Genomic DNA, 17,391 nt, shown 5'->3' with positions numbered 1-17,391 from the left:
TGACCCGGATCGCCAGAAGAAGTGTACGGGACCGCCGAGGCACCGGGTGACGCCGCTGTCCACAACCGGCGAGTGGTCCACAGACTCCGGCCATGATCTTCGGCAGTGCGGGACGGTTGCCGCATGCGACGAGCGATGCGTTGTGTCTCGGTATGTCCGGTGATGGTGCTGCTGCCCCTGACGATGGCTCTGTTACTCCTGTTGACGGCATGGGCCTGGGCGGACCCGCCTCCCCCGGCCCCGCCCCCGCCTCCTCGGGCCCCGGTGCCGGCCCTCGCGCGCACCTGGCCGGTGGGTGTCCGCCCGCTGGTGGTACGCGGCTGGGAGCCACCGGCGACGGCGTACGGCCCCGGGCACCGGGGCGTGGACCTGGCCGCACCGGTCGGCTCCGCGGTACGGGCGGTCGCCCCGGGCCGGGTGTCCTTCGCCGGGCGGGTGGCGGGACGGGGTGCGGTCTCGGTGGAGCTGACAGGCACGGACCTGCGGACCACGTACGAGCCGGTGACCCCCTCGGTGACGAAGGGCGAGGCGGTGCGGGCGGGGGACGTGGTGGGCGCGGTCGAGGCGACGGGCTCTCACTGCCCGGCGACGTGCATCCACTGGGGGCTGCTGCGGGGCGACACCTACCTGAACCCCTTGGACCTGCTGCCGCCGTGGCTGCTGGAGAGGGGGCCGTCGAGACTGCTGCCGGTGCTGGGAGTACCGCTTCCGGAGTAGCCGCCGCGGCTGCGGGACAGCCGTACCGGGCTCAGCCCCGCACGCCCCGCAGCACCATGGCCACCGCGGCATCGGTCACCACAGCGGGGTCTTCCGCCGCCCCCAGCTCGATCCTGCGCACCGCTGCATCCACGACCCCCTGCAACAGCATCGCCGCCAGCCGGGGCTGCTCGTGCCCCATCTGCCCGAGCGCCTCGGCGATCATCGCGACCAGCCCGCCGTGCGCCGCCCGGATCTTCTCCCGCGCGCCTGCGTCCAGCTCGCTCGCGGAGATGGCGACCACTGCCCGGTGCCGCCGGTCCCCGACCAGCGCCAGCTGCCGGCGCACATACGCCTCGACCTTGCCCTCGGCCGACGCCTCCCGCTCCATCGCGGCGGCCACCTCCGCCGCCCACAGCGGAAAGTCGACCTCGCACAGCTCCTCGACCACGGCGGCCCGCGACCGGAAGTACTCGTACACGGACGACCGCGCGAGCCCCGTCCGCTCGGCGAGGGCCGGGAAGGTCAGCGCCTCCGTCCCGCCCTCGGACAGCAACGACCGAGCCGCGTCCAGCAGGGCGGCTCGCTGCATCGACCGGTGCTCGGCCACGGAGGCCGCTCGAATCCTTGGCACGTCGACCACTTTACGGACGCGCCGACACGAACGGGAGAGCCACTCGACCGCGCGAGGTCACCCGCACGACACCCGCCTCACCGTCCGAAGCTCGCCAGTTTGGCCCGCAGCTGGAGCACCGACTTGGTGTGGATCTGGCTGACCCGGCTCTCGGTGACCCCGAGTACGTTGCCGATCTCGGCGAGGGTGAGCCCCTCGTAGTAGTACAGCGTGACCACGGTCTTCTCCCGCTCGGGCAGCGTGTTGATGGCCCGGGCCAGGAAGCGCCGCAGCTCGCGGTCCTCGGCCACCTCCACCGGATTGTCCGCGGCGGTGTCCTCCAGCGTGTCCATGAGGCTGAGCCGGTCCCCGCCCTCGCCGCCGACGTGCAGCAACTCCTCCAGGGCGACCACATTGGCCAGGGACAGCTGGCTGAACACGGCATGCAGTTCGTCGACCTCCATGCCCAGTTCGGCGGCAACCTCTCCCTCGCTCGGGGTGCGCCGCAGCCGTGCCTCCAGCGTGGCGTAGGCCCGCTCGACGTTCCGTGCCTTCTGCCGCACCGACCGCGGGATCCAGTCCAGCGCCCGCAGTTCGTCGATCATGGCGCCCCGGATCCGGGTGATCGCGTACGTCTCGAACTTGATCTCCCGGTCGATGTCGAACTTCTCGATCGCGTCGATCAGCCCGAAGACACCGGAGGAGACGAAGTCGGCCTGCTCGACATTGGGCGGCAGCCCGACGCTCACCCGGCCCGCGACGTATTTCACGAGCGGCGAGTAGTGCAGGATCAGCTGCTCCCGCAGCCGGTCGTCCCCCGTCGCCTTGTACGACCGCCACAGCTCGTCGAGCGTCGAGGGAGCGGGCGGCCGCATGCTGCCACCGTCGCGGGCGGCTGGGGGGATCGCCGCCCGGTCGGACCCGGAGGTGTGCTGGGGCATTCGTCGCCTTGTGCCGTTCTGCCGTGAAGTGCCGTGAAGTGCTGTGAAACGCCGTGAAACGAGGAGAGGCGGGAAGAGGTGGAATGGGAGGGTTTGGTGGGCGAATGGGCTGCCTGGGTGAGCTGTCGGTCTGGTGTCCAGTTGACGCGATCTGTGCGGGCGCTGTCGTGAGCGTAGCGTGACTGGGCTGTCGCGGTGTGCGAACAGCGAGGCTCCACCCGCGCGCGGGCCCCTCCGGCCGGCCCCGCGAACACGCTCCGCGGCTCACTCCGGGTGACCGGCCGGTGGCGCCAACTCCGGGAAACGTCAAGGGCGTCGGGGATTCCCCCGGACGGCCGAACACCCTGGGTCAGGAGGGGTCGCGACCGGCGCGGACCGACATCACCGCCTGGCGTGTCAACTTCCAGCCGTCGCCGTGTCGTTCGACGTAACCAAGTGCTCGGAGTTCGTACAGTCTCGCGATCGCCTCGTCCCGCGTGGTGCCCGCGCCGAGCGCGATCTCGTCGGCGGGGGCCGCTCGAGCGCCCGGCAGGGCGGCGAGCACGGCCCGGACGGCAGGGTCCAGCAGATCGCGCGGGAGCACGGGCCCGCGCCGCTGCGGTGCCAGCTCACCCATGTCGCCGACGAGTTCGATCACCTCCGCGGCATCGGTGACCAGGGTGGCCTCGCCGCGCAGCAGCTCGTGCACCCCGGCGGAGAGGGCGCTGGTGACGGGGCCCGGCACGCCCATCGCGAAACGGCCGAGGCGCTGTGCGGTCCGTGCGGTGGACAGGGAGCCGCTGCGGCCGGCGGCCTCCACGACGACCGTGCCACGGGTCAGCGCGGCGATGACCCGGTTGCGCAGGATGAACCGGCTGGGTGTCGGATGGTCACCCGGCGGCAGTTCGCCCACCACCAGTCCCTGCTCCGCGATCCTGGCAATCAGCGCGGTGTGCCCCCGGGGGTAGGACCGGTCGATGCCGCAGGCCAGCACCGCGACGGTGGCTCCGTGAGCGGCAAGAGCGCCACGGTGCGCGGCGCCGTCGATCCCGTACGCCCCGCCCGAGACCACCACCCAGCCCCGCTCCGCGAGCCCGCCGGCGAGGGTGGCCGCCACGTGGGTTCCGTACTCGGTGCAGGCTCGCGCGCCCACGACGGCGACGGACCGCAGCGCCCACATCCGCAGGCTCGGCCGCCCGCGCACCCACAGCCCGAGCGGCCGGGCATCCCCGAGGTCATCGAGCTGCCGGGGCCACTCCGCGTCACGGGGCCCCACGAACCGCGCACCCACCGCCTGGGCCGCCTCGAGATCGCGCTCGGGCTCGGCCCGCGCGGCCCGCGCGACCAGCCCCGCCCACCGCACCCGGCTCACCCCCGGCAACGCCTCCCCCTCATCCCGCAACCGCCGCACCACCTCCCCCACCCCGAACTCCCGCACCCATCGACCGCCGACGTCGTCCCCCGGCTCGACGACCCGGGCGAGGAAGACCCGCCCGAGCAGGTCGTCGCCCGGATCCCCGTCCGCGGTCATACCGGCGCCCCGATCGCCATCGGCACCCCGCGCGGGACTCCGGTACGCAGTTGCAGGGCCAGGGCGACGTCGGTCGCGTCCGGCCGGCCGTGCCCGACGAGGTCGGCGACCGTCCAGGCGACCCGCAGCACCCGGTCGATCCCGCGGACGGTGAGCACACCCCGCTCGAGGTTGCGCTCGGCCTCGTGCATCGCGCCGGGCGCCGCCTGGTAGCGGCTGCGCAGCTCCCGGCCGGGCACTTCGGCGTTGGTGCGCCACGGGGTCCCGGCAAGGCGGGCCGCCGCCCGCTCCCGGGCCTGCCGAACCCGCCCGGCCACGGTCGCCGTGGACTCGCCCCGGGCACCGGGCTCGGTGAGCTGGGCCCGGGTGACGGGATCGACCTCGACGCGCAGGTCCACCCGGTCCAACAGCGGGCCGGAGAGCCGGGACTGGTAGCGGCGGACGAGCGACGGCGGGCACTCGCACAGGGAGTCGCGCTGCGAGAAGCGCCCGCAGGGGCAGGGGTTGGCCGCCAGCACCATCAGGAAGCGAGCCGGGAACCGGACGACGCCCGCGCTGCGTGCGATCACGACGTACCCCGACTCCAGGGGCTGTCGCAGGGCGTCGAGGGTCTGGCTGTGGAACTCGGGCGCCTCGTCCAGGAAGAGCACGCCGCGATGGGCGAGGGACACCGCTCCGGGCCGGGCGATGCCGGGGCCGCCGCCGACGAGTGACTGCATCGTGGCCGAGTGGTGCGGGGCGCAGTAGGGGGCGACGTCGACGAGCGGCTTGCCCGGCGGCAGCAGTCCGGCCACCGAGTGCACGGCCGTGACCTCCAGTGACTCCTCTCTGGCGAGCCGGGGAAGAACGGCGGGCAGCCGTTCGGCGAGCATGGTCTTGCCCGCGCCGGGCGGCCCCTCGAGGAACAGATGGTGTCCGCCGGCCGCGGCCACCTCCAGGGCCGTACGGGCCGAGGTCTGGCCGACGACGTCCGCCAGGTCGTGATCGTGGTCGTGCTGTGCGGCGCCGACGCTGTGGATGCCGGTGGCCGCGCCGGCGCCGGGCATGCGCAGACCGGCCAGGAGCGGGTCCGGGCGGCCCTGGCCGTCCGGTTCCTCGTCGGGAACGGGCTCCTCGGTGAGGACCGCGACGAGCTGGCGCAGGCTGCGGACGCCGAGTACGGACACCCCGGGGACCAACGAGGCCTCCGCGGCGGCGCATTCGGGTACGACCACCTGCTCGTAGCCCGCGTCGGCCGCTGCCAGCACCGCGGGCAGGATGCCGCGCACCGGTCGCACCCGGCCGTCCAGGCCCAGCTCCCCGATCATGACGATGTCGGCGAGGACGCGCGGGTCGATGCGTTCGGCGGCGCCGAGCACCGCGCAGGCGACGGCCAGGTCGAAGCCGGAGCCGGCTTTGGGCACGGATGCCGGGCTGAGGCCGACGGTGAGCTTCTTCTGCGGCCACTCGCCGCCCGAGTTCACCACCGCCGCCCGGACCCGGTCCCTGCTCTCCGTCAGGCTCTTGTCCGGGAGGCCCACCAGGGTGAAGGCCGCGACGCCGGGTTCCAGGTCGGCCTGGACCTCGACGACCACTCCCTCGACGCCGACCAGGGAGACCGAGCAGGTGCGGGCGAATCCCATTCAGGCCACCCCCCGCGCGTGCTCGACGGACGGGGCGCCACGGCGGGGCAGCAGGACGCCGATCAGGTCGATGCGGACGCCGCCCGGTGGGGCGCCTCCGTGGGCCTGGATCCAGTGCGCGGCCAGCTCGCGCAGCCGCGCCGCCTTGTCGGGGGTCACGGCGGCCATCGGGTGTTCGTAGCCGCCGCCCCTGCGGGTCTTGACCTCGCAGACGACGACCGCGTCGCCGTCCCGCGCCACGATGTCGATCTCGCCGGACCGTCCGCAGCGCCAGTTCCGCTCCAGGATCGTCATCCCGGCCGCGGCGAGCCGCCGGGCGGCCAGGTCCTCGCCGTACTTGCCGAGTGCTGCTCGTGCGTTCATGTCGGCACCACCTCCGGCGCCAACGGTCACGCATCCAGCATCATGTTGTTGATCTTGGTGAGCTACTCGGCGGTTGTGGAAAACCTCATCACTCTTTCGAGTGAACCTGGCGCCGTCGGCCGTCAGCTGTCATCCGCCAGGAAGCTCCAGGTCGCTCTTGTTCAGCTCCTCGATGTTCACGTCCTTGAATGTCAGTACGCGAACCTGTTTGACGAAGCGAGCCGGCCGGTACATGTCCCAGACCCAGGCATCGGCCATGGACACTTCGAAGAACACCTCGCCCTGGACCGAGTGCACCTGCATCTCGTAGTCATTGGTGAGGTAGAAGCGCCGCTCGGTCTCGATCACGTATTTGAACAGACCGACGACGTCTCGGTACTCCCGGTAGAGCTTCAGCTCCATCTCGGTCTCGTACTTCTCGAGGTCCTCGGCGCTCATGGCATGTTCCCCTTCAGCCGTGCGATCCCACCATTGTGCGCCAGTCCCGGGAGCCCTCAGACGATTTCCGTGTCGAGGGTCTCGGGCCCGGCCGGGGGACCTTCGTCGAGCAGCCGCTGGAGCAGCTCGGCGAGTCTGGTCGGATACACCGTCTCATGTGCCCGGGTCAGTTCCTGGCACGTCCACCAGCGCGCTCCTGCGACACTGCGCCGCTCCAGCTCCGTCAGCGCGACCGGCGCGGTGGCCGTCTGCGTCGTACGGGCCAGGTAGTACCACTCGTCCTGGTCCCAGCGGCGGCCCGCGAAGGGAAAGGAGCACGTGCGCCGCCACAGCACCGGGCCGAGTTCGACGTCGGTGATGCCGGTCTCCTCGGCCAGCTCCCTGAGCGCGGCCTCCGCGCGGGTCTCGCCGCCCTCCAGCCCGCCGCCGGGGGTGAACCACCAGTCGTCGGACGGATCCTCCGGCTCATGGCCGTGCAGCAGGAGGATGCGGTCGTCCGGGTCGAGGAGGACCACCCGGGCCACCTTGCGCAGCCCGCCCTCGTACGCCTCCTCGCCGGTCCGCGTGGTCTCAGCGGGCACCGGCCGCCTCCGGAGCGACGGTACGCGCGCGGGAGCGGCCCGTGCGCTTGGCGATCGGGCCGTAGGCGCCGCCGCCCAGGACCAGGACGGCGCCGGCGCCGATGAGCAGCTCGATGCTGCCCAGCGGGCCGGGCTGGGACAGGGCGCCGAGGGCCTCGAATCCGGTGGGGCGCTTGAGCATGCCCTTCCAGGGCCAGACGACCGCGTCCACGCGCGCGGAGACGGCGTCGCGGGAGACCGTGCCCTTGGCCGCGTCGGTGAGGTGGGCGGTGGAGTCCAAGGAGCCCTGGCGCTCGTCGCCGAGGAGGAAGAGCCGGCCCTGGGGCACGGTCACGGTCGGGAAGTTCGTGATCTCGGCCAGGCTGCCCTTGGGCAGATACGGCTCGTCGATCTGCTTGCCGTTGACGGTCAGCTTGCCGTTCGTGCAGCAGGAGACGGTGTCGCCGCCGACCGCGACGACCCGCTTGACCACCTTGGAGTTGGTGACCCACGTCTTGTCCTCGAAGACGACGACGTCACCGCGGCGTATGTCGTCGCCGTGGACGCGCTGCGCCAGGACCCGGTCGCCGGCGTCGATCGTGGGGGTCATGGAGCTGGTAGGCACGGTGTACGGCCGGTAGCTCACCGCCGCCCAGGCGAATCCGCCGAGGAACAGCACCAGACCGAGTGCGACGGCCGCCCCGGACAACCGCTGTCCGAGCCGGCTGCCGCCGGCCTGTGCCGTGCCTGTCCCGCCGCTGCGCGGGGCCGTACGCGTCGTGCTCTCGCCGCTCATGGACCCGCACCCTACCCGGCGGTACCGCGCGGGGGCAGCCCCTGTCGCAGGCCCGCAGACAAAGGCCCACCGCCGCCGGACTCAGAGGTTCCGTATGCCTCGTCCAGGTCGGCACCGTACGAGGCCCGGCGGCTCGCCGAGCCGTCGTCGGGCAGCGCCGGGCCCTCGCCGGTCACCTGCTGCCCGCGGGCGACTTCCGCTCGATCTTGGACTCGAGCCGGTCCGAGCGCCTGCGCCGCCACACCACCACCGGCAGCACCGCCGCGATGGCCACGCCCTGCGGAGCCACCGTCAGGGCGGCGGACGCCGTGGACTGCTGGGAGATGCCGGGCTGGTCGAAGGTGTCCGGGACCGGCAGGGTGCCCCAGCGGTTGATCGGCCAGGCCTTGACGATCGCGCGGCCCACGACGTCGTCGACCGGAACCATGCCGTGGTTCTTGTCGGTCTGGTTGTAGCGCGAGTCGCGGGAGTTCTGACGGTGGTCACCCATCACCCAGATGTAGCCCTGAGGGACCGTCACCTTGAACTGGCCGCCCTGGTCGTCCACGCTGCACGGGGTGTTGCCGGGGTAGACGTACGGCTCGTTCAGGGCGTGGCCGTTGACCAGCAGCGGGCCCGAGTTCTTGCACTCGACCGTGTCGCCGCCGACCCCGATCACACGCTTGATCAGGTCCTTCTCCTCCGCCGACGGCATCAGGCCGATCCAGCTGAGGACCTTCTGCACCGGGTTCGGGTTCGGCGTCGGCTCGCCCGCCAGCCAGTTGTCGGGGTCGTGGAAGACGACCACCTCGCCGCGCTCCGGCTTGGAGCCGAACCACGGCGTGAGCTTGTCGACCAGAACGCGGTCACCCTGCTGGAGGGTGTTCTGCATCGAGTCGGACGGAATCGAGAATGCCTGCACCAGGAACGTCTTGATCAGCAGCGCCAGGACCAGCGCGATACCGATGAGGATCGGCAGCTCCTTCCAGAAGGAGCGTGGTTTCCTCGGCGGGTGGGCGCTCTCGCCCTCACCCGCGCCGTCGGCCGAAGGCCGCTGCTCGTCGTCCGGCGTGCCGTCGTCGCCTGCCACTGGGTCATTCCCTGAGGTCAGGGCGCCGTCCGGGCTGGGGGCGTTCGCTTCCACGGGGTGCCCGCGGTGCTCTTCGCCGTCGTGTCCCGACCGTGCGCCAACCGCCACATCCCCCACGCCAACTCCTTACTCTGTGCCGCCGCCCGCCCGTGATACGGCGCAGGCCCACCACTCCCATAACGAGCGGGAGTTCCGCAGGGGTCGGGAGCCGAGTGATTCCGTTCGGATTCTCGGAGGCAACCCTATGCGACAGCCGCGTAGCGGCGGTCGTCCCCGACACGGAGCCGGAGACGCTTGCAAAGGTTTTAGGTTCCTGAAGGCGAGTCCAGTGGCCGATCGGCCAGCCGATCACCATGGCCCGGCCGACGACAGAATTCTCGGAGACCGTACCGCCATACGGTGTGTTCTGGTGGGCGCGGGAGTCCGCGGAGTTGTCCCGGTGGTCGCCCATCACCCACAGCCGGCCCTTGGGGACGGTGATGTCGAAGGGAGTGGAGGACGGCGCGTTCCCCGGGTAGAGGTAGCCGCCCTCGGTGAGAGGGACCCCGTTGACGGTGACCCGGCCCTGCGCGTCACAGCACTTGACGTGGTCGCCGCCGACCCCGATGACCCGCTTGATCAGGTCCTTCTCGTTGTCGGAGGGCAGCAGACCGATGAAGGTGAGACCTTCCTTGGCCTGCTTGATGACGACGGGATCGTTCTTCTTCGTGGTCTGCTCGTCCGCCAGCCAGCCTCCCGGGTCGTGGAAGACGACGACGTCCCCGCGGTGCGGCTTGGCGCCGAACCACGGGGTGAACTTGTCGACGAGGACGCGGTCGCCGATCCGGATCGTCTGCTCCATGGAGCCGGACGGGATCACGAAGGCCTGGAGGAGGAAGGTCTTCAGGACCAGCGCGATGAGGACGGCGACACCCACCAGAAGGGGGATCTCCCGCACGGCCGAACGCCTGCGCTTGCGCTTGACCTTGCGCTGGAGTTTGCGCCGCTCCGCTCGCGTGCGGCCGCCGCCGGGCGCGGAGGTACGTCGCGCGCCGGTGGGCAACAGATTGTCGGCGGGGTCACCGGACACCCCGCGCGGTTTGCCGCGGTTACCCATGCGCACCGTCCGGGGCGGGCACGCGCGCGTAGGCGTCAGGACGCGTCAGGTGCGTCCAGTGGGCGTACGGCCAGACGATCCAGTCGGCGCGGCCGATCACGTCGCCGACCGGGATCATGCCGCCGCCGGGCGAGCCGAGGTGGTCGCGGGAGTCGCTGGAGTCGCTGCGGTGGTCACCGAGGACGAAGAGGGTGCCGGGCGGCACGACGACGTCGAAGGGCACGCTGGATGCGGTGTCACCGGGATAGAGGAACGACGACTCGTCCACCACGCGGCCGTTCACCTCGATCCTCCCCTTCTTGTCGCAGCAGACCACATGGTCGCCCCCCACCCCGGCCACCCGCTTGACGTAGTCGGCGTTTCCGAAATACCCGGTGCCGTCGAACACGATCACATCGCCGCGGCGTGGCTGGGCACCGAAACGGTACGCCAACTTATTTACGAGAACGCGGTCCCCGATCCTCAAGCCCTGTTCCATGGATCCGCTCGGAATCTGGAACGGTTGCACCACGAAAGCGTTGAGGAGCAGCAAAAACACCAGGCAGACGAAGAGGGTGAGGGTGATCCGTCCGCCCGGCAGCCACTCGGTGATCCGCGACACCAACGCGAAACGCGACCGTCCCTCCGGCCCCCGGGAATCCGGGTGGGAGGTACGGTCGCGTTCCGTCGGCTGTGCTTCGGTGTCCATCGGGGCGAGATGCTATCCCGCCCCGCTATGGGCGCCTCGAGAGCGCTCAGCTCTCGCGCTTCTCCTTGATCTTCGCGGCCTTGCCGCGCAGCTCACGGAGGTAGTACAGCTTGGCGCGGCGGACGTCACCACGGGTGACCAGCTCGATCTTCTCGACGATCGGGGTGTGCACCGGGAAGGTGCGCTCGACGCCGACGGAGAACGAGACCTTGCGGACCGTGAAGGTCTCGCGGACACCGGAGCCCTGGCGGCGGATCACAACGCCCTTGAACTGCTGCACACGGGAGCGGTTGCCCTCGATGACGCGGACGTGGACGTTGACGGTGTCACCCGGACGGAAGGCCGGGATGTCGCTGCGCAGCGACGCGGAGTCGACGGTGTCGAGCAGGTGAGACATTTCGTCTGCTTTCTTCGCTGATGCCACAGGTCATCAACGGAAACTAGGTGTACAAGAGGTCTGCCGTGCGGGTCGGGACGGGCGTCGTGTCCCCCTGTGGCAGGGGCGCACACCGGACGGACGCACAACAGCGGTCTATTCTTCCATGCCCCCGGCCCGCCGCCAAAATCGGCCGAACGGCTCACCCTCGGGGTCCGGTTCCCAGCCCAGGATGGAGAGCATCTCGCGGTCCTTCTTGTCGAAGGCCTTGGGGTCGCAGCGCTCGATCAGGTCGGGCCGGTTGACGGTCGTACGCTTCAGGGCCTCGTCGCGGCGCCAGCGGGCGATCTTGCCGTGGTGGCCGCTGAGCAGCACGTCGGGGATGTCCCGACCGCGCCAGACGGGCGGCTTGGTGTACACGGGGCCTTCCAGGAGGCCGGCCATGGCGCCGGGCGCGAAGGAGTCGTCGCGGTGGGACTCGGCGTTGCCGAGGACGCCGGGCAGCAGCCGGGCCACGGCCTCCGTGACGACGAGTACGGCCGCCTCGCCGCCGGCGAGGACGTAGTCGCCGATGGAGACCTCGTAGACGGGCACACGGGTCGCGTACTCGTCCATCACGCGCCGGTCGATGCCCTCGTAGCGGGCCGGCGTGAAGATCAGCCAGGGGCGCTCGGAGAGTTCGACGGCCAGCTCCTGGGTGAAGGGGCGGCCGCTGGGCGTCGGCACGATGATCGCGGGGGCCGTGGCGCCGGTCTCGTAGCCGTCGGCGAGGACCGTGTCCAGGGCGTCGCCCCAGGGGTCGGTCTTCATGACCATGCCGGGGCCGCCGCCGTACGGGGTGTCGTCGACCGTGTTGTGCCGGTCGTACGTCCACTCGCGCAGGTCGTGCACCTGGACGTTCAGCTGCCCACGCGCGCGTGCCTTGCCGACGAGGGAGACGTTCAGGGGCTCGAGGTACTCGGGGAAGATCGTGACGACGTCGAGCCTCATTCGCTGTCTTCCCTCGAAGAGGCGATCTCGGCGCGGTCGTCGATCAGGCCGGGCGGGGGCGCGATGACGGCCCTCTGCTCCTCCAGGTCGATCTCGGTGACGATCTCCTCCACGAAGGGGATCAGCACCTCGCTGCCGTCGGGTCGCTCCACGATGAACAGGTCCTGGGAGGGCAGGTGCGAGATCTCGGTGATCCGGCCGACCTCCTGCCCGTCCTCGGTGACCACGTCCAGGTCGATGAGCTGGTGGTCGTAGTACTCGTCCTCGCCCTCGGGCAGTTCCTCGGGGTCGATCTCGGCGATGAGGAGAGTGTTGCGGAGGGCTTCGGCGGCATTGCGGTCGGCGACGCCCTCGAAGCGCAGGAGGAGGCGGCCACTGTGGACGCGCCCCGTCTCGATGGTCAGCGGTCCCGTGGAGGCGGGATCCGTGGCGAGTACGGCGCCGGGCGCGAGCCTGAGTTCCGGCTCGTCGGTACGCACCTCGACGGTGACCTCGCCCTTGATGCCATGGGCACGGCCGATCCGTGCGACTACCAGCTGCACCTGTCCAAATCTCCTGTCATACGACTGCGGGCCGGGGACGGCCCAGTGGCCCTCCCCGGCCCGAGCCGGTTGCGTTGAAGCGTCAGCGGACGTGGTCCACGTCGACGAGGTCGACGCGGACACCGCGACCGCCGATGGCGCCCACGACGGTGCGCAGGGCGCGCGCGGTACGGCCGTTGCGGCCGATCACCTTGCCGAGGTCGTCGGGGTGCACCCGGACCTCCAGCACGCGCCCGCGGCGCAGGTTGCGCGAGGCGACCTGCACATCGTCAGGGTTGTCGACGATGCCCTTCACGAGGTGCTCAAGCGCCTCCTCGAGCATGCTGCTCAGGCCTCGGTCGACTCGGACTCAGCCGCAGCCTCGTCCTTCTTCTCAGCCTTCTTCTTCTGGGTGATCGCCTCACCCTTGCCCTCGTCGTCACCGGCGAGCGCCTCGAACGAGGGACGCGCGGCCTTCGGCTCGGCGACGAGCAGCGGCGCCGGGGCGGGCTCGCCCTTGAACTTCTGCCAGTCGCCGGTCTTCTTCAGGATGGCGAGCACGGGCTCGGTCGGCTGCGCGCCGACACCCAGCCAGTACGCCACGCGGTCGGCGTCCACCTCGATGACCGACGGGTTGTAGGTCGGGTGGTACTTGCCGATCTCCTCGATCGCACGGCCGTCACGGCGGGTGCGGGAGTCGGCGACGACGATGCGGTAGTGAGGCGAACGGATCTTGCCCAGACGCTTCAGCTTGATCTTGACTGCCACGGGAGTGGGTTCTCCTGGATTTGACGTGGTTGGGCACGGCGGGACTGCCGCGTGGGGTTGCGGTACCCGAGTGCCCGACGGACGCGTCAGCCGGAGGAGAGAGGGGTCCTGTGCGGCTGTCGAGTACAGCTAGCCATTGTGCCACACCCTGCGGGTCGCTTTTGGCCGAGGGGGCGTGAGCTGCATCCGGGCATGCCGGAGAGGCACCCGGCGTGGAGGTGAGGTCACGTCGGGTGCGCTGCCCCGTGCTGTCGACGACCGGCCCGCTTCCGGCACCCACGAGATGCCGGCTCTCGCGGCCCGCGTCACGCTGCTCCCGCGACCTCCGGGATTCTGAACGGCTTGCCGCAGCCGCCGCACACGATGGGGGCCTGGGCCAGGACCGAGGGGACCACGCGGACGTTGCGGCCGCAGTCGCAGACCGCCTTGACGCGGACTCCTCCGCCGGAGGAGCCGTGCCGGGCGGCCGGGCCGCGGAAGGAACGGGTGGTGTCGGACGACGTGGCCGCCGTGTGGGCCTTCAGCGCGCGCTGGAGCCGCTCGATGGTCGGGCGGTAGCGCCGCTTCGCCTCGGGGTTGAGCGTGACCAGGGAGAAGCCGCTGCTCGGGTGCGGCTCCTCGGGGTGGTCCAGGCCCAGCTCCTCGGCGATCGTCAGGAAGCGGCGGTTGTGATATCGGCCGGCGCGGGAGGTGTCGCGGATCCCACGGGCGGCGGCGATGCCGTGGACTGCCTCATGGAGCAGTCGCTCGAAGGAGAGTTCGTGACCGCACGCGGACGACGACTCTCCGATCAGTGATTCTGGCGCGGCGAGATCCGGCAGTTCGGGGTGGTACCGCTGAATGTCGGCCCACGCCTGTGCCAGCTCCGCGGCGAGAACAGGTGGTGTCTGTGTCGTGCTCACGTAATGACAACGAGCGGGGGTGCCGCTGTGTTCCTATTCCGGGGCATCCCAAATAATTTGCACTTACCCGTCAGTTGCCACTGATGCGTCCTGACGAGGGCGGGTGCGCTGATCTGCGGAGAAGCTTCACAGCTCGTACCAAGCCGGTGCGTAGTCCGCCGTACGACCCTACGCGTAGTGTCCCGCACGGCCGGGGCCGACGAATACGCAAGAGATGTTTCGGCCGCACTCGGTGCCGAGTCCCCTCGTGCGCCGCGTCCGTGACGGTCGTGACCCTACCGCGCGCCGCCCGGCCCCCTGGCAACCGGCCCGTCTTCGGGAACGGACACCCTGCGGCCATCCAGATTGCCGGGATGTGAAATCTCGCCACAGACGCGCCCGCACCCCAAGCGGGGCTCTACGACCCCTGGACGCCACCGCGAGCCGGGAGTTACCTGACATACGTGGGAAGTGCGCGCGCACGGCACGGGGGCCGCGCAATCGGGCACAGCGGCGAACTGTCGGCGGATTGGGGCGCTTACCTATGACACCTACGCTCGTGCGGCCGCACGCGTCTCACGCGGATTCCGCACCCCGCGAGGACCTGTGCGCACGCGCGCGTGACTGGTCCGAGATCCAGGAGCGGATGCTGGTGCCGCTCTACGAAGCCGTCTACGAGCGTCTCGAAGTGGGCCCCGCCACCCGGCTGCTGGGCCTGCGCTGCGGCTCGGGACTCGCCCTGCTGAGGGCCGCCGCCAGAGGTGCCACGGTCACCGGCTGCGACGCCGCCTCCCCCGAGCGCCTCGCCCTGGCCCGCAACCGCCTGCTGCCGCACGCGGCACGCGAAGCCGGGGCATCCGCCGAGAGCGGCGGTGTGCCCGCTGCGCGCGGCGGCGGGCGCGGCGAAAACAGCGGTACGCGTGCGCGTGCCGGTGCGGAACTCGTCGCCGGGCCGCCCGCCGATGTGGTCGGCGCGCCGGCGGGCGGGTACGACCTGGTGACCGTCTTCGAGCCGGTCGGGTGTCTCGCGGGTGACTCCGAGGGGCTCGGGGAGCTGCTGGCCCAGGCTCTGCCGGTGGCCGGGCGGCGGGCCGCCGTGGTGCTGGCCGGCTGGGGGCCGCCGGAGCGCTGCGCCACCTCCTCGGTGCTGCGGGTGGCGACGAAACTGGCCGATCCGCTGCGCAGCGCGCGCAGTTGGCGGCCCGCCCGGCGGGACGACCTGGAGGAGGTCGCGCAGCGGGCCGGGCTCAGGCCGGACGGCTCGGGGCGGGTCGCCTGCCCGTTCGGGTACGCCGGCCTCGACAGCGCCGTACGCGGCCTGCTGTCGACGGGGCTGTTCGACGCGGCGATCGCGGCGACGGACGCCAAGCAGGTCGACAAGGAGCTGACCGAGGCCCTGCACCCGTACCGGCGCCCGGACGGGACGGTGTGGATGCCGAACGTGTTCCGGTACCTCGTCGCCCGCGTGCCCTGACCGTCCGCTACGAGTCGAGGTCCTTGGTCAGGCGGGTGATTCCGGCGATCCGGTACGCGTCCGCCTCCTCCAGCGTCTCGTTCTGCAGCAGCGCCTGCGCAAGGGCGTCCAACTGGCCGCGGTGCTCGCGGAGTTTGCGGCACGCCTCCTCGTAGCACTCGTCCACGATCCGGCGCATCTCGGCGTCGATGACGTCCAGGGTCTGCGGTGCGGCGGCCAGCCCGTAGGCCTGCTGGGCGTCGTTCGGGAGCGCCGAGAGGCGGCCGACCTCCTCGCTCATGCCCCAGCGGGACACCATCCCGCGCGCGATGTTGGTGACCTGCTCCAGGTCGCTCTCGGAACCGGTGGTGATCACGTCGTAGACGACGTGCTCGGCCGCCATGCCGCCGAGCGCGCCGATGATCCGGCCGCGCAGGTACTCCTCGGTGTACGCGTACTTGTCCGCGTCCGGCGTCGACAGCGTGACGCCGAGGGCCCGGCCGCGCGGCACGATGGTGATCTTGCGGACGGGGTCGGCGCCCGGCTGGAGCATGCCGAGCAGGGCGTGCCCGCTCTCGTGGTAGGCGGTGCGCCTGCGCTCCTCCTCCGGCATCACCAGCGGGCGTTCCGCGCCGAGCTGGACCTTCTCCAGCGCGTCGGAGAGGTCGGACTGGGTCACCGCCTGCTGCTGGCGCTTGACCGCGAGCAGGGCGGCCTCGTTGGCGAGGTTGGCCAGGTCGGCGCCTGTCATGCCCGGGGTCGTACGGGCCACCTGGGCGAGGTCGACGTTCTGGGCGAGCGGGATGTCCCGGGTGTGGATCTCCAGGATCGCCTCACGGCCGCCGCGGTCCGGGGGCGAGACCTGGACGATCCGGTCGAAACGGCCGGGGCGGGTCAGGGCCGGGTCGAGGATGTCGGCGCGGTTGGTGGCCGCGATGACGATGACGCCCTCCGAGCCGGAGAAACCGTCCATCTCGGTGAGGATCTGGTTCAGGGTCTGCTCGCGCTCGTCGTGCCCGCCCATGGACGCGCCGCCGCCGCGGGCCCGGCCGATGGTGTCGATCTCGTCGATGAAGATGATCGACGGGGCGACCTTGCGGGCCTCCGCGAACAACTCCCGCACGCGCGAGGCGCCCACACCCACGATCATCTCGATGAACTCGGACGCGGACGCGGAGAAGAACGGCACGCCCGCCTCGCCGGCGACCGCACGCGCGAGCAGCGTCTTTCCGGTGCCGGGCGGCCCCGCGAGCAGCACGCCGCGGGGCATCTTGGCGCCCATGCGGCGATAGGCGTCGGGGTTCTCGAGGAAGTCGACGACGTCGTTCAGCTCGCCCTCGACCTCATCGATACCGGCCACATCGGCGAAGGTCGTGCGCTTCTCCCCCGGTACCAGCTCGACCGGCTTGGGCGGCGCCTTGCGGCCCAGCATCCCGCCCGCGCCGCCGAGGCCCGCGCTCATCCGCCGCGCGACGAAGATCCACACGGCGATGAGGATCAGCATGGGCGCCAGCGAGATCAGCAGATTGGCGAGAAAGCTGCGGTGCTGGACGACGGGTTCGGCCGTGACGGTCACGTTGTGTTTGGTCAGATTCGACCAGAGACTGTCGTTCGCCCAGGACGGCCGCTCGGTGTTGAACTTGGTGTACTTCCCGCCGCCCTCGGGGTTCGTCTGCTCCTTCTTGAGCTGCCCCTGGATCGAGTCGCCCTTGGCGTAGATCTTGGCGACATTGCCGCCGTTGACCTGCTTGCTGAACTCGGTGTACGCGATCGTCGGCTCGGTCTCCTGGTCGAAGTACGACAGCACCAGGTTCGCGATCAGGTACACGATCAGCGCGGTGAAGATCAGCCGCCACCAGCCGCCACGCATCCTCGGCCCGCCCGACGGCGGCTTCGGCGGCTCCTCCGGAGCACCCTCGGTACGCCAGGGCTGGTCGGGCGACTTACGTGGCGGCGCGGGGTTGGTCATATCCGGACCGTACGACAATGACCAACCCCTGGCATGCCCAG

Annotated in this window: 20 protein-coding genes; 2 read left to right on the top strand and 18 right to left on the bottom strand. The window is 71.0% G+C overall.

Annotated elements, in window-relative coordinates:
* The first annotated feature begins 162 nt into the window (after positions 1-162).
* A complete protein-coding gene (locus tag GQF42_RS30850; protein WP_158930779.1) occupies positions 163-717 on the top strand; it encodes a M23 family metallopeptidase in 555 nt (184 codons plus the stop codon).
* A gap of 31 nt (positions 718-748) precedes the next feature.
* On the opposite strand, the gene GQF42_RS30845 is transcribed toward GQF42_RS30850, so the two are convergent.
* The 17 genes from GQF42_RS30845 to GQF42_RS30765 all read right to left on the bottom strand — a co-directional run bounded on the left by GQF42_RS30845 (position 749) and on the right by GQF42_RS30765 (position 13,949).
* On the bottom strand, positions 749-1,306 hold the full coding sequence (locus tag GQF42_RS30845; RefSeq protein ID WP_158930777.1) for a TetR/AcrR family transcriptional regulator: 558 nt from the start codon (positions 1,304-1,306) through the stop codon (positions 749-751).
* A 101-nt stretch (positions 1,307-1,407) separates the two neighbouring features.
* Positions 1,408-2,250 (bottom strand): RNA polymerase sigma factor WhiG, encoded by an 843-nt coding sequence (gene whiG / locus GQF42_RS30840; RefSeq protein WP_158925291.1) that lies wholly within the window; start codon positions 2,248-2,250, stop codon positions 1,408-1,410.
* Positions 2,251-2,599: 349 nt separating this feature from the next.
* Complete coding sequence (gene dprA / locus GQF42_RS30835) at positions 2,600-3,760, bottom strand: DNA-processing protein DprA (protein WP_158925289.1); 1,161 nt, start codon at positions 3,758-3,760, stop codon at positions 2,600-2,602.
* Positions 3,757-5,382 carry a YifB family Mg chelatase-like AAA ATPase gene (locus GQF42_RS30830; protein WP_158925287.1) on the bottom strand — a complete coding sequence of 542 codons (1,626 nt, stop codon included), beginning with the start codon at positions 5,380-5,382 and terminating at the stop codon, positions 3,757-3,759. The genes dprA and GQF42_RS30830 overlap by 4 nt, the downstream gene beginning before the upstream one ends.
* On the bottom strand, positions 5,383-5,745 hold the full coding sequence (locus tag GQF42_RS30825; protein WP_158925285.1) for a YraN family protein: 363 nt from the start codon (positions 5,743-5,745) through the stop codon (positions 5,383-5,385).
* 129 nt (positions 5,746-5,874) lie between these two features.
* Positions 5,875-6,183, bottom strand: coding sequence for a DUF2469 domain-containing protein (locus GQF42_RS30820; RefSeq protein ID WP_003965949.1), 309 nt, complete (start codon positions 6,181-6,183; stop codon positions 5,875-5,877).
* A 56-nt stretch (positions 6,184-6,239) separates the two neighbouring features.
* On the bottom strand, positions 6,240-6,764 hold the full coding sequence (locus GQF42_RS30815; protein ID WP_158925283.1) for an NUDIX hydrolase: 525 nt from the start codon (positions 6,762-6,764) through the stop codon (positions 6,240-6,242).
* Positions 6,754-7,539: a signal peptidase I gene (gene lepB / locus GQF42_RS30810; RefSeq protein ID WP_158925281.1), complete on the bottom strand. Its 786-nt coding sequence runs from the start codon at positions 7,537-7,539 to the stop codon at positions 6,754-6,756. The genes GQF42_RS30815 and lepB (GQF42_RS30810) overlap by 11 nt, the downstream gene beginning before the upstream one ends.
* A gap of 172 nt (positions 7,540-7,711) precedes the next feature.
* Complete coding sequence (gene lepB, locus GQF42_RS30805) at positions 7,712-8,725, bottom strand: signal peptidase I (RefSeq protein ID WP_158925279.1); 1,014 nt, start codon at positions 8,723-8,725, stop codon at positions 7,712-7,714.
* The gene (gene lepB / locus GQF42_RS30800) at positions 8,613-9,704 is read right to left on the bottom strand and encodes a signal peptidase I (protein WP_158925277.1); all 1,092 of its coding nucleotides are present in this window, start codon (positions 9,702-9,704) and stop codon (positions 8,613-8,615) included. The genes lepB (GQF42_RS30805) and lepB (GQF42_RS30800) overlap by 113 nt, the downstream gene beginning before the upstream one ends.
* Positions 9,697-10,392: a signal peptidase I gene (gene lepB / locus GQF42_RS30795; RefSeq protein ID WP_158925275.1), complete on the bottom strand. Its 696-nt coding sequence runs from the start codon at positions 10,390-10,392 to the stop codon at positions 9,697-9,699. The genes lepB (GQF42_RS30800) and lepB (GQF42_RS30795) overlap by 8 nt, the downstream gene beginning before the upstream one ends.
* A gap of 46 nt (positions 10,393-10,438) precedes the next feature.
* Complete coding sequence (rplS, locus tag GQF42_RS30790) at positions 10,439-10,789, bottom strand: 50S ribosomal protein L19 (RefSeq protein WP_061925786.1); 351 nt, start codon at positions 10,787-10,789, stop codon at positions 10,439-10,441.
* A 135-nt stretch (positions 10,790-10,924) separates the two neighbouring features.
* A complete protein-coding gene (gene trmD, locus GQF42_RS30785; protein WP_158925273.1) occupies positions 10,925-11,758 on the bottom strand; it encodes a tRNA (guanosine(37)-N1)-methyltransferase TrmD in 834 nt (277 codons plus the stop codon).
* Positions 11,755-12,300, bottom strand: a complete 546-nt coding sequence (gene rimM, locus GQF42_RS30780) for a ribosome maturation factor RimM (RefSeq protein ID WP_158925271.1) — start codon at positions 12,298-12,300, stop codon at positions 11,755-11,757. Before rimM ends, trmD begins: the two co-directional genes overlap by 4 nt.
* Positions 12,301-12,382: 82 nt before the next feature.
* The gene (locus tag GQF42_RS30775; protein ID WP_003973401.1) at positions 12,383-12,622 is read right to left on the bottom strand and encodes an RNA-binding protein; all 240 of its coding nucleotides are present in this window, start codon (positions 12,620-12,622) and stop codon (positions 12,383-12,385) included.
* Positions 12,623-12,627: 5 nt separating this feature from the next.
* Positions 12,628-13,047 carry a 30S ribosomal protein S16 gene (gene rpsP / locus GQF42_RS30770; protein WP_158925269.1) on the bottom strand — a complete coding sequence of 140 codons (420 nt, stop codon included), beginning with the start codon at positions 13,045-13,047 and terminating at the stop codon, positions 12,628-12,630.
* Positions 13,048-13,352: 305 nt separating this feature from the next.
* Positions 13,353-13,949 carry a hypothetical protein gene (locus GQF42_RS30765; protein ID WP_158925268.1) on the bottom strand — a complete coding sequence of 199 codons (597 nt, stop codon included), beginning with the start codon at positions 13,947-13,949 and terminating at the stop codon, positions 13,353-13,355.
* Between the two features lie 523 nt (positions 13,950-14,472).
* Between GQF42_RS30765 and GQF42_RS30760 the strand changes: the two genes are divergently transcribed.
* A complete protein-coding gene (locus GQF42_RS30760) occupies positions 14,473-15,402 on the top strand; it encodes an SAM-dependent methyltransferase (RefSeq protein ID WP_158925265.1) in 930 nt (309 codons plus the stop codon).
* Between the two features lie 7 nt (positions 15,403-15,409).
* On the opposite strand, the gene ftsH is transcribed toward GQF42_RS30760, so the two are convergent.
* Positions 15,410-17,350 carry an ATP-dependent zinc metalloprotease FtsH gene (gene ftsH, locus GQF42_RS30755; protein ID WP_158925263.1) on the bottom strand — a complete coding sequence of 647 codons (1,941 nt, stop codon included), beginning with the start codon at positions 17,348-17,350 and terminating at the stop codon, positions 15,410-15,412.
* Between the last annotated feature and the right edge of the window lie 41 nt (positions 17,351-17,391).

The organism is Streptomyces broussonetiae, assembly GCF_009796285.1.
In the GTDB taxonomy this organism is placed as follows: Bacteria; Actinomycetota; Actinomycetes; order Streptomycetales; family Streptomycetaceae; genus Streptomyces; species Streptomyces broussonetiae.
This window is presented reverse-complemented; position numbering and strand designations above follow the sequence as displayed.

Excerpts from the sequence above, each read along its gene's own strand:
- GQF42_RS30850 (WP_158930779.1), top strand. The coding sequence starts at position 163 with ATGGTGCTGCTGCCCCTGACGATGGCTCTGTTACTCCTGTTGACGGCA.
- whiG (WP_158925291.1), bottom strand. The coding sequence starts at position 2,250 with ATGCCCCAGCACACCTCCGGGTCCGACCGGGCGGCGATCCCCCCAGCC.
- dprA (WP_158925289.1), bottom strand. The coding sequence starts at position 3,760 with ATGACCGCGGACGGGGATCCGGGCGACGACCTGCTCGGGCGGGTCTTC.
- GQF42_RS30830 (WP_158925287.1), bottom strand. The coding sequence starts at position 5,382 with ATGGGATTCGCCCGCACCTGCTCGGTCTCCCTGGTCGGCGTCGAGGGA.
- GQF42_RS30825 (WP_158925285.1), bottom strand. The coding sequence starts at position 5,745 with ATGAACGCACGAGCAGCACTCGGCAAGTACGGCGAGGACCTGGCCGCC.
- GQF42_RS30820 (WP_003965949.1), bottom strand. The coding sequence starts at position 6,183 with ATGAGCGCCGAGGACCTCGAGAAGTACGAGACCGAGATGGAGCTGAAG.
- lepB (WP_158925281.1), bottom strand. The coding sequence starts at position 7,539 with ATGAGCGGCGAGAGCACGACGCGTACGGCCCCGCGCAGCGGCGGGACA.
- lepB (WP_158925277.1), bottom strand. The coding sequence starts at position 9,704 with ATGGGTAACCGCGGCAAACCGCGCGGGGTGTCCGGTGACCCCGCCGAC.
- lepB (WP_158925275.1), bottom strand. The coding sequence starts at position 10,392 with ATGGACACCGAAGCACAGCCGACGGAACGCGACCGTACCTCCCACCCG.
- rplS (WP_061925786.1), bottom strand. The coding sequence starts at position 10,789 with ATGTCTCACCTGCTCGACACCGTCGACTCCGCGTCGCTGCGCAGCGAC.
- trmD (WP_158925273.1), bottom strand. The coding sequence starts at position 11,758 with ATGAGGCTCGACGTCGTCACGATCTTCCCCGAGTACCTCGAGCCCCTG.
- GQF42_RS30775 (WP_003973401.1), bottom strand. The coding sequence starts at position 12,622 with ATGCTCGAGGAGGCGCTTGAGCACCTCGTGAAGGGCATCGTCGACAAC.
- GQF42_RS30760 (WP_158925265.1), top strand. The coding sequence starts at position 14,473 with ATGACACCTACGCTCGTGCGGCCGCACGCGTCTCACGCGGATTCCGCA.
- ftsH (WP_158925263.1), bottom strand. The coding sequence starts at position 17,350 with ATGACCAACCCCGCGCCGCCACGTAAGTCGCCCGACCAGCCCTGGCGT.